This is a genomic window from Streptomyces pactum, from assembly GCF_002005225.1.
Classification (GTDB): Bacteria; Actinomycetota; Actinomycetes; order Streptomycetales; family Streptomycetaceae; genus Streptomyces; species Streptomyces pactum_A.
Genome location: NZ_CP019724.1, coordinates 5,881,233 through 5,891,735, shown reverse-complemented (window position 1 = coordinate 5,891,735; position 10,503 = coordinate 5,881,233). Strand labels below are relative to the sequence as shown.

The 10,503-nt window shown below is 72.2% G+C and carries 8 protein-coding genes and 3 tRNA genes; 8 read left to right on the top strand and 3 right to left on the bottom strand.

The window, feature by feature from the left end; translation table 11 throughout:
- Window positions 1–79: 79 nt before the first annotated feature.
- The 4 genes from B1H29_RS25165 to B1H29_RS25150 all read left to right on the top strand — a co-directional run bounded on the left by B1H29_RS25165 (window position 80) and on the right by B1H29_RS25150 (window position 4,136).
- The gene (locus B1H29_RS25165) at window positions 80–1,129 is read left to right on the top strand and encodes a rod shape-determining protein (protein WP_055416774.1); all 1,050 of its coding nucleotides are present in this window, start codon (window positions 80–82) and stop codon (window positions 1,127–1,129) included.
- A gap of 286 nt (window positions 1,130–1,415) precedes the next feature.
- Entirely contained in the window at window positions 1,416–2,981 is a 1,566-nt protein-coding gene (locus tag B1H29_RS25160; protein WP_055416775.1) for a GAF domain-containing sensor histidine kinase, read from the top strand.
- A 238-nt stretch (window positions 2,982–3,219) separates the two neighbouring features.
- A complete protein-coding gene (locus tag B1H29_RS25155; RefSeq protein ID WP_055416776.1) occupies window positions 3,220–3,930 on the top strand; it encodes an ANTAR domain-containing protein in 711 nt (236 codons plus the stop codon).
- Window positions 3,931–3,995: 65 nt separating this feature from the next.
- Window positions 3,996–4,136, top strand: coding sequence for a hypothetical protein (locus B1H29_RS25150; RefSeq protein WP_199832327.1), 141 nt, complete (start codon window positions 3,996–3,998; stop codon window positions 4,134–4,136).
- Window positions 4,137–4,328: 192 nt separating this feature from the next.
- Here B1H29_RS25150 and B1H29_RS25145 read toward each other — a convergent pair.
- The 3 genes from B1H29_RS25145 to B1H29_RS25135 form a co-directional block, all read right to left on the bottom strand.
- Window positions 4,329–4,402 (bottom strand) — tRNA-Ile (locus B1H29_RS25145).
- 176 nt (window positions 4,403–4,578) lie between these two features.
- Window positions 4,579–4,651: transfer RNA gene (locus tag B1H29_RS25140), tRNA-Asn, on the bottom strand.
- 5 nt (window positions 4,652–4,656) lie between these two features.
- Window positions 4,657–4,729: transfer RNA gene (locus B1H29_RS25135), tRNA-Asn, on the bottom strand.
- A 150-nt stretch (window positions 4,730–4,879) separates the two neighbouring features.
- On the opposite strand from B1H29_RS25135, the gene B1H29_RS25130 reads away from it, so the two are divergent.
- The 4 genes from B1H29_RS25130 (at window position 4,880) to B1H29_RS25115 (ending at window position 10,501) form a co-directional block, all read left to right on the top strand.
- Complete coding sequence (locus B1H29_RS25130; RefSeq protein ID WP_055416777.1) at window positions 4,880–5,185, top strand: YtxH domain-containing protein; 306 nt, start codon at window positions 4,880–4,882, stop codon at window positions 5,183–5,185.
- A 73-nt stretch (window positions 5,186–5,258) separates the two neighbouring features.
- The gene (locus B1H29_RS25125) at window positions 5,259–6,713 is read left to right on the top strand and encodes a xylulokinase (protein WP_079160445.1); all 1,455 of its coding nucleotides are present in this window, start codon (window positions 5,259–5,261) and stop codon (window positions 6,711–6,713) included.
- Window positions 6,714–6,839: 126 nt separating this feature from the next.
- Entirely contained in the window at window positions 6,840–8,573 is a 1,734-nt protein-coding gene (locus tag B1H29_RS25120; protein WP_055416779.1) for an ABC transporter ATP-binding protein, read from the top strand.
- Window positions 8,573–10,501: an ABC transporter ATP-binding protein gene (locus B1H29_RS25115; RefSeq protein ID WP_055416780.1), complete on the top strand. Its 1,929-nt coding sequence runs from the start codon at window positions 8,573–8,575 to the stop codon at window positions 10,499–10,501. Before B1H29_RS25120 ends, B1H29_RS25115 begins: the two co-directional genes overlap by 1 nt.
- The last annotated feature ends 2 nt before the right edge of the window (window positions 10,502–10,503 follow it).

Here is a 10,503-nt window from a genome sequence, read left to right as displayed (position 1 = left end):
CCCCGGCCCCCGCGCACGATGCCTAGGAGGCCGGCCACCGGGCGGCCCCGCACGGTCCGCGCTCTCGGGAGGATCTGCCATGACCGCCAGTACCGCCAGTCTGGAGCAGTTGCGCCGCTGCCACTTCGCCGTCGATCTGGGCGCGGCGCGGACCCGCGTGTACGTCAAGGGCGCCGGGCTCGTCGTCGACCAGCCGTCCGCCGCCGCGGTCAACACCCGCACCGGCGCGCTCATCGCGGTCGGCGAGTTCGCGGAGAAGATGACCGGCCGCACCCCCGACTACATCCGCGTCGTCCGGCCCGTGTCCGGCGGCACGGTCGTCGACATCGAGATGGCCCAGCGCATGCTCCGCCATCTGCTCGGCGACAAGATCCGCCGCGCGCTGCGCCGCAAGCCCCGGCTGCGCGCCGCCGCCTGCACCCCGCACGACGCCGATCCGCTGGCCCAGCGGGCGGCGATCGAGACGCTGGTCGGGCTGGGCGCGCGCCGGGTGGAACTCGTCGACACGCTGATCGCCGCGGCGGTCGGCTGCGGACTGCCCGTGGAGCAGCCCGAGGCGACCATGATCATGGTGTGCGGGGCGCACGCCACGCAGGTCGCGGTGCTCTCCCTCGGCTCGATCGTGACCGCCGAACGCATTCCGGTCGGCGGTGAGGCCGTGGACCACGCGATCGTGCAGCTCCTGCGCCACCAGCACGAGCTGGTGCTGCCCAGCCAGTCCGTACGCCCGCTGCAACTCGCCCTGTCCGGCAACGGACTCACGCCGCAGGGACCGGCCTCCACCGAGATCCACGGACGGGACGTGGCGACGGGGCTGGCGCGCAGTGTGCGGGTCGACACCGCCACCGTGCGCAACGCCATCCAGACGCCGCTGACCGCGGTACTCGACGGCATCGGCAAGGTGCTCCGGGACTGCCCGCCGGACCTGGTCGCGGACCTCGCCGACCGCGGGATCATGATGGTCGGCGGGAGCGCGCTGCTGCCCGGCTTCGACCAGATGCTGCGTCAGGCCACGGGCATGCCGGTGCACATCGCGGAACGGCCCGACGTGTGCGCGGTCCAGGGGCTCGGCACCATGCTGGAGGGCCGGATCGAACCGCTGGCCCTGAACCCGACGTCGTCCGACTGACCCACCGCCCCCGGGCACGGCCCCGGCGCAGTCGCCGGACCCGGGAAACCCGAAGAGCCCGGAGTTGCGGGACCCGCAGAACCCGGCACGCGCGGAACCCGGAACCCGCAGAACCCGGAACGCACGAACCCGGAACCCGCAGAACCCGGAACCCGCAGGACCCGCAGAACCCGGAAACGCACGAACCCGGAACCCGCAGGACCCGCAGGACCCGCAGAAGCCGGAAACGCACGAACCCGGAATCCGCAGGACCCGCGGAACCCGAAGACCGAGGAAGCCGGACGGAATGACCGCGCAGCCCGCGCCCCGACTGACCCGCCTCCTCGAGGCCGTCCTGGGCGTCGGTGCCGACCTCGATCTCCACAGCACCCTGCAGCACATCGTGGACGGCGCCGCCGAGCTGACCGGCGCCGCCTCGGCGGCCCTGACCACCGCCGACCCCGGCCGGGACGGCCTCTGGGGGATCCGCACCCCGGACCGGGACGGCTCCCGCGACACCCGCGCCCCGGACCAGGACGGTCTCACCGACACCGGCACCCCAGCCCCGGACGGCCTCACCGACACCCGCACCCCGGACCCGGACGGCCTCGCCGGGACCCGCACCCCGGACCGGGGCGGCGTACCGGAGACGGCGCCCCGGTTGCGGGTGCCGATCCACGTGCGCGACGAGGAGTTCGGCGAGCTGCACCTCGCCGGCCGGCCCGGCGGCGTCCCGTTCACGGCCGAGGACGAACAACTGCTTCGGGTCCTGGCCACGCAGGCCGGCATCGCCATCGGCAACGCCCGGCTGTACGAGACGGCCCGCCAGCGCGAACGCTGGCTCGAGGGCGCGGCGGCCGTCACCACCGCGCTGCTCACCGAGGACAGCGCCGACGACGCTCTGACCACGGTCGCCGAACGGGCCCGTCTCCTCGCCGGCGCCAGTGCCGGCGTGATCCTGCAACCGACCGCCGAGGGCGGCATGGAGATCGTGACCGCCTCGACGCCCGAGGACCCGGGCGGCATCGTCGGCGCGACCATCGCGCCGGGCAGCCCCGTCCTCGAGCAGCTCCTGGGCGGCGAACCGGTGTTCGTCGCGGACTCGGCGACCGATCCGCGCATGACGACACACGTACGGCACCGGTTCGGGCCGAGCATGATGCTCCCCCTGCAGGCGAACGGTCGGCTCATCGGCACCCTCGCCCTCCCCCGCCGCCGCGGCGACCGTCCGTACACGGACGTCGAACGGCTGCTCGCCACGCAGTTCGCCTCGCAGGCCGCGCTCGCCCTCGTCCTCGCCGACGCCCGGCGCGGCCGGGAGCGCCTCGCGGTCTACGAGGACCGCGACCGCATCGCCCGGGACCTGCACGACCTGGTGGTGCAGCGGCTGTTCGCCACCGGGCTGATGCTGGAGTCCACGCAGCGCCGCCCCGGCGCCGAGGACGTCCGGGACATCCTCGGCCGGGCGGTGGACGAACTGCGGTCCACGGTCCAGGAGGTCCGTACGACGATCCTCGCGCTGCGGCAGTCCCCGGCGGACCCGCCGGCCGGCCTGCGCGGCCGCGTGCTGGGCGAGACCGCGTCCGCCGCCGCCCTGCTCGGCTTCCCGCCGTCCACGCGTTTCACGGGCGCCGTCGACACCCGTGTACCGGACGGGGTCGCGGACCGCCTGCTCACCGCCCTGCGCCACGCCCTGACCGACGCGGCCGGACGGCCGGGCGTCTCCCGTGTCGAGGTGACCGTCGACGCGACCGCCGCCGCGCCGGACGGCCGGGACGGGGTACGGCTGACGGTCGCCGACGACGGGGAGACCGGCGAGCCGGGCAGGGCCGGCGGGGAGGGGACGACGTTCACGTGGCACTCACCGCTGTGAGCGTGCGGGAGCGGGAACCGGACCGGGGCCGGCGGGCAGCTCCTTTACCCAGCCGTACGCCGGGCATTCTCCGGCTCCGGGTGTAGTCCGCGGTCCGGCGGGCAGGTGCACCGACAGCGGCGCCGGACAGCCGCCGGCCGGGCCCGCCCCGGCACCCGGTCGGTCCGACTCCGACGGTGGCTGTGTGACGTTCGCGAACGTCAGTCAGGGACCAAGCAAGGACGGACAAGGCGGTGACATGACCCCAGCGGCACCACCACGTCTGGCGGGGAGGCCGGCCACCCTGGTCATCGACGGCCAGGTGGACGTCGGCCGGGCGCTGCTCGTACCGCGTGGAGAACTCGTCCACGGGTGCGTGGACATTCTGGCCGAGGCCCTGGCCACGCTGCCGGCCGACGTCGAGCGGGTCGACCTGGACATGGGCGACGTGCTGTTCATGGACACGGCCGGGCTGCAGTTCCTGGACCTGCTGGGCGGCTACAGCCAACGGCAGGCGGTGCCGGCGACGGCGACGAACTGGCGCGGCCAGCCGCTGCGGGTACTGGAACTCACCGGTCTGGACACCACCGACCCCCTGCGCGCCACGGCCCACCGGTCACCGCCGCGGCCCGCCGCAGCGGCGGCCCCCTCGGCGGTGGCGGCGGAGCGCTCGGCTGTGGCGGCGGAGCGCTCGGAGCGGCTGCACGTCCTGCAGGAGGAGGTGGAGCAGTTGCGCCAGGCGATCGCGTCCCGCCCGGTCATCGACCAGGCCCGGGGGGTGCTCATGGCGCTGCACGCCTGCACGTCGGAAGAGGCGTGGCACATCCTGCGGGAGGCCTCCCAGCTCTCCAACACCAAGCTGCGCACGGTCGCCGCGGCCGTCACCGCCAGCGCCGGGAGCGACGGCCCGCCCCCGCCTGCCGAGGTGCGCGCGGCCCTGCGGACGGCAGTGGGCCGGCTCGGGCGCTGAGTGGTGCCGTGGGCCACGGGTGGGTACCCGGCCCGAAAGCCCGTCCGGCAGGAGGAGGCACCACGATGAGCCTGAGCGAGCAGACCCCGTCCCAGGCGGAGGGCGAACGCGACGACGAGCGGGACGACGCCCCGGACCCGCCGCACACCACACCCTCCCAGGCGGAGGGCGAACGCGACGACGAGGACGCCACGGAGGACCGCTAGCGCGACGCGACCCGCCAGCGGGTTTCCGGCCCCGGCGACGGCGAAGGGGCGGCCTCACCGCGCCGCGGCCGGAACAGTGGCCGTCGCCGCGGTCGCCCGGCGTACGGTCCTCAGGAGGCTCGTCGTCGATGCGCGAAGCGGCCCGCAAACTCTTTCGCCCAGCTCAGAACGATTCTGTCCGGGGTCGCTCGGTGGGGCGGGTGGGACTCGAACCCACGGCCGGCGGATTATGAGTCCGCTGCTCTAACCGGCTGAGCTACCGCCCCATAGCGGCGTGTCGCGTCACGTGTGCGCGCCGTCTGCCGCAGCATAGCCGCTCATACGATCTCCTGCCTCGGATGGTCGGCTACCGCGACGTCTTGATGACCTTGGAGACTCCGCAGCGTGCCGCGCGGTTCCCGGACATGAAAAAGGACCCCCCTCGGGGTCCCCGTTCACCATGCTCCCCCGACTGGACTCGAACCAGTAACCTGCCGGTTAACAGCCGGCTGCTCTGCCAATTGAGCTACGGAGGACCGAGCTCCCCGGACTGGACTCGAACCAGTAACCTGCCGGTTAACAGCCGGCTGCTCTGCCAATTGAGCTACCGAGGAAGGTCTCGTATCGCATCGAACGCACCTACCTGGGTATCCGCCAGGGGGCGCGCGCTCGCTGCGACACATACATTAGCGCAAGCAGGGGGGTGCTCCGCCAATCGGTACTCCCCGACACCGGGGACCTAGAGCAAGGAAAGGGTGACCGCCATGCGTTACCGGCTCACGTTCGTCGTCGGACTCGCGGTGGGATACGTGCTGGGCACGAAGGCCGGACGGGAGCGGTACGAGCAGTTGCGCAAGTCCGCCCGCCAGGTCGCGCAGAACCCCGCCGTGCGCAACACCGCCGAGTCGGCGGCCCAGCAGGGCAGGCACTTCGCCGACAAGGCGTACACCGCGGTGAGCGACAAGGTCGGGGACCGGATGCCCGACTCGGTCGCCCAGCGGGTCCGTTCCCTGCGTGAACGCAACGCGAACGGCAGCGGCGCGGACGACTGGGGCACCAGCAACACCTGAGGCGGGTGCCCGAGCCGGTCCCGTGTCCCCACCGGGTACGGACATCCGCTCCCGGTGCGGCAGAATTTCGAGCATGGGGATAGTCGCCGGGTTGGACAGTTCGCCCGATTTCACTCGTATCGTCGTCTGCGATTCGGAGACGGGCGCCGTGCTGCGCCAGGGCTACGCGCCGCACCCGCTGGAGAGCCCCGAAGGCGGGGGCCGCCCCGCGGACGTCGATCCGCAGGCGTGGCTGCTCTCCCTCGGGGAGGCCGCCGGCGGCGGGCTGCTGGAGGGCGTGCAGGCCATCGGCGTCTCCGCACAGGCGAACTCGGTCGTGCCGCTGGACTCGCAGGGCAACACCGTGCGCCCGGCCATGGTGGGGGGCGACAAGCGCTCCCAGGTGGCGGCGGCCGACCTGGTCGACGCGCTCGGCGGGCGTGAGGCGTGGGCGCAGGCCGTGGGCTGTGTGCCGCAGGCCGCCCAGCCGGTGACCAAGCTGCGCTGGCTGGCGAGGAACGAGCCGGAGGCCGCGGCGCGGACCGCGGTGCTGCTCCAGGCCCACGACTGGCTGGTGTGGCAGCTCCTCGGGCGGCCGGTCAGGAGGACCACCGACCGGGGCGGCGCCTCCGGGACCGGCTACTGGTCGGCGGCGAGCAGCGGCTACCGGCCCGATCTGGTCGAGCTGGCGCTCGGGCACCAGGTGATGCTGCCGGAGGTGATCGGCCCGGCCGACGCGGCCGGTACGACGCCGGAGGGCCTGCTGATCTCCGCCGGAACCGGTGAGACGCAGGCCGCCGCCTTCGGGCTGGGAATCGGGCTGGGCGACGCGGTGGTGTCGCTGGGCGCCTCCGGCTCCGTCATGGCCGTACACACCGAGCCGCTGGTCGACCAGTCCGGCATGATCACCGCGCTGGCCGACGCCACCGGCATGCACCTGCCGGTCGTGACCACCCTGAACGCCGTACGGACCCTGCGCGGCGCCGCCGAGCTGCTCGGCGTGGGGGACCTGGAGAGCCTGTCCGAACTGGCGATGAAGTCGACGCCGGGCTCGCACGGGCTGGTACTGCTGCCCTACCTGGAGGGCGAGCGCACGCCGAACCTGCCGCACACCGCCGGCACGCTCGCCGGTCTGCGGCGCGAGTCGATGAAGCCGGAGCATCTGGCGCGGGCCGCGTTCGAGGGCATGCTGTGCGGCCTGGCGGACGCCCTCGACGTGCTGCGCGCCCGGGGCGTGGACGTACGGCGGGTCTTCCTGCTGGGCGCGGCGGCCGAGCTGCCGGCCGTGCAGGCGGCGGCGCCCGCGCTGTTCGGGACGCAGGTCGTCGTGCCGCAGCCGGCGGACTACGCCGCGATCGGCTCCGCCCGGCAGGCGGCGTGGGCGCTCGGCGTGTCGCAGGGCACGCTGGACCCGCGTACGCCCCCCGGCTGGCAGGGCGCCGTCGCGCAGGTGCTGGAGCCGGGTGAGGAACTGGCGGTGGGTCAGGCGGTGCGCCAGCAGTTCGTGTCGGTGCGGGAACAGACGCATCCGGGGGCGCTGCACGTGTAGGACCGCCCATAAGGCCGGAAGTAGCGCGCTGTCGGGTTAATCGGTTGGGGTAACGCTGGTGGAGTGTCCGACGATAGGGGCCAGGGGCAACCATCCGCCCCGGTCGCCGACTCCGAAAGACCCAGTGTGCTCATACGACTCTTGCGGACCTATCTCAGGCCCTATCAGAAACCCATCGCCCTGCTGGTGGCGCTGCAGTTCCTGCAGACCTGCGCCTCCCTCTACCTGCCCACGCTGAACGCGGACATCATCGACAACGGTGTCGTCAAGGGCGACTCCGGCTACATCCTGGGCTACGGCGCCCTGATGATCGGCATCTCGCTCGTCCAGGTGGTGTGCAACATCGGCGCCGTCTACTACGGCGCGCGGACCGCGGCCGCGCTCGGCCGGGACGTGCGCGGTGCCGTCTTCGACCGGGTGCAGTCCTTCTCGGCGCGCGAGGTCGGCGGCTTCGGCGCGCCCTCGCTGATCACCCGGACGACGAACGACGTGCAGCAGGTCCAGATGCTGGCCCTGATGTCGTTCACCCTGATGGTGTCGGCGCCCATCATGTGCGTCGGCGGCATCGTGATGGCGCTCGGCCTGGACGTGCCGCTGTCCGGGGTGCTCGTCGCGGTCGTGCCGGTGCTGGCAATCTGCGTGACGCTGATCGTGCGGAAGCTGCGGCCGTTGTTCCGGGCCATGCAGGAGCGGCTGGACACGGTGAACCGGGTGCTGCGCGAGCAGATCACCGGCAACCGCGTCATCCGCGCCTTCGTGCGGGACGAGTACGAGCAGCAGCGCTTCCGGAAGGCCAACGCCGACCTCACCGACGTAGCGCTGGGCACCGGCAACCTGCTCGCGCTGATGTTCCCGGTGGTCATGACGGTGGTGAACGTGTCGTCGGTGGCGGTGGTGTGGTTCGGCGCCCACCGGATCGAGAGCGGCGGGATGCAGATCGGCGATCTGACCGCGTTCCTCGCCTACCTCATGCAGATCGTCATGTCCGTGATGATGGCCACCTTCATGTTCATGATGGTGCCGCGCGCGGAGGTCTGCGCCGAGCGCATCCAGGAGGTCCTGGACACCGAGAGCAGTGTGGTGCCGCCGCTGGCGCCGGTCACCGAGCTGCGGCGGCACGGGCACCTCGAGATGCGGGGGGCCGGTTTCCGCTACCCCGGTGCCGAGGAGCCGGTGCTCCGGCACATCGAGCTGGTGGCCCGGCCGGGTGAGACGACCGCCGTCATCGGCTCGACCGGCAGCGGCAAGTCCACGCTGCTCGGGCTGGTCCCCCGGCTGTTCGACGCCACGGACGGCGAGGTGCTGGTGGACGGGGTGGACGTACGGACCGTCGACCCGAAGGTGCTGGCCCGGATCGTGGGGCTGGTGCCGCAGAAGCCGTACCTCTTCGCGGGCACGGTCGCCACCAACCTGCGCTACGGCAATCCGGACGCCACGGACGAGGAGCTGTGGCACGCGCTGGGGGTCGCGCAGGCCAGGGAGTTCGTGGAGCGGCTGGAGGGCGGGCTCGACGCGCCGATCTCGCAGGGCGGCACCAATGTGTCGGGGGGCCAGCGGCAGCGCCTCGCCATCGCCCGCACCCTCGTCCAGCGCCCGGAGATCTACCTCTTCGACGACTCCTTCTCCGCCCTGGACTACGCGACCGACGCCGCGCTCCGTGCCGAGCTGGGCCGGGAGACCGCCGAGGCGACCGTGGTGATCGTGGCGCAGCGGGTGGCGACCATCCGGGACGCCGACCGGATCATCGTGCTGGACGAGGGGCGGGTGGTCGGCGTGGGCCGGCACCACGAGCTGATGACGGAGAACGAAACCTACCGGGAGATCGTGCTCTCCCAGCTCACGGAAGCGGAGGCCGCCTGATGGCCGGGCCTGCGGGTCGCATGATGGCCGGGGGCGGCCCCGACCAGCGTTCGATGGACTTCAAGGGGTCGGGCAAGCGGCTCGTCACCCGGTTCCGGCCGGAGCGGGCGACCCTGTTCACCCTGCTGGCGTGCCTGGTCGTCAGCGTCGGCCTCAACGTGGTCGGGCCGAAGATCCTCGGCAGGGCCACCGACCTGATCTTCGCGGGGATCGTCGGGCGGGACATGCCGGCCGGGGCCACGAAGGAACAGGTCCTGGACTCCATGCGGGAGCGCGGCGACGGCGATGTCGCCGACATGCTCCGCAGCACGGACTTCACCCCGGGCCAGGGCATCGACTTCGGTGCCGTGGGCGAGGTGCTGCTGCTCGCGCTGGCGGTCTTCGCCGTCGCCGGGCTGCTGATGGCGGTGGCCACGCGGCTGGTGAACCGCGCGGTCAACCGGACCATGTTCCGGATGCGCGAGGACGTGCAGACGAAACTGTCGCGCCTGCCGTTGTCGTACTTCGACAAGCGCCAGCGCGGTGAGGTGCTCTCCCGGGCCACGAACGACATCGACAACATCGGCCAGACGCTCCAGCAGTCGATGGGCCAGTTGATCAACTCGCTGCTGACCATCATCGGCGTGCTGGCGATGATGTTCTACGTCTCCTGGATCCTGGCGCTGGTCGCGCTGGTGACCGTTCCGCTGTCGTTCGTCGTGGCCACCCGCGTGGGCAAGCGGTCGCAGCCGCAGTTCGTGCAGCAGTGGCGCTCCACGGGACAGCTCAACGCGCACATCGAGGAGATGTACACCGGACACGCGCTGGTGAAGGTGTTCGGGCGCCAGGAGGAGTCGGCGAAGCAGTTCGCCGAGCAGAACGACGCGCTGTACGAGGCCGGGTTCAAGGCGCAGTTCAACAGCGGGATCATGCAGCCGCTGATGATGTTCGTGTCCAACCTGAACTACGTGCTCGTCGCGGTGGTGGGCGGCCTGCGGGTGGCCTCCGGCTCCCTGTCCATCGGTGACGTGCAGGCCTTCATCCAGTACTCCCGGCAGTTCTCGATGCCGCTGACGCAGGTCGCGTCGATGGCGAACCTGGTGCAGTCGGGCGTCGCGTCGGCGGAGCGGGTCTTCGAGCTGCTGGACGCCGAGGAGCAGTCGGCGGACCCGATCCCGGGCGCCCGGCCCGAGGACCTGCGCGGGCGGGTGGCGCTGGAGCACGTGTCGTTCCGGTACGACCCGGAGAAGCCGTTGATCGAGGACCTGTCGCTGAAGGTGGAGCCGGGGCACACGGTCGCCATCGTGGGACCGACGGGCGCCGGGAAGACGACGCTCGTCAATCTGCTGATGCGGTTCTACGAGGTCTCCGGCGGGCGGATCACCCTGGACGGCGTGGACGTCGCGAAGATGTCCCGGGACGAGCTGCGGGCCGGTATCGGCATGGTGCTCCAGGACACCTGGCTGTTCGGCGGCACCATCGCGGAGAACATCGCGTACGGGGCGTCGCGGGAGGTCACCCGCGGGGAGATCGAGGAGGCCGCGCGGGCCGCGCACGCCGACCGGTTCGTGCGGACGCTGCCCGACGGCTACGACACCGTGATCGACGACGAGGGCACGGGGGTGAGCGCGGGTGAGAAGCAGCTCATCACCATCGCGCGGGCGTTCCTGTCCGACCCCGTGATCCTGGTCCTCGACGAGGCGACGTCGTCCGTGGACACCCGTACCGAGGTGCTGATCCAGAAGGCGATGGCCAAGCTCGCGCACGGGCGGACGTCGTTCGTGATCGCGCACCGGCTGTCGACGATCCGGGACGCGGACACGATCCTGGTGATGGAGAACGGGGCGATCGTCGAGCAGGGCGGGCACGTGGAACTGCTCGAGGCGGGCGGCGCGTACGCGCGGCTTTACCAGGCGCAGTTCGCGCAGGCCGTGGCGGAGGTGGAGTAGGG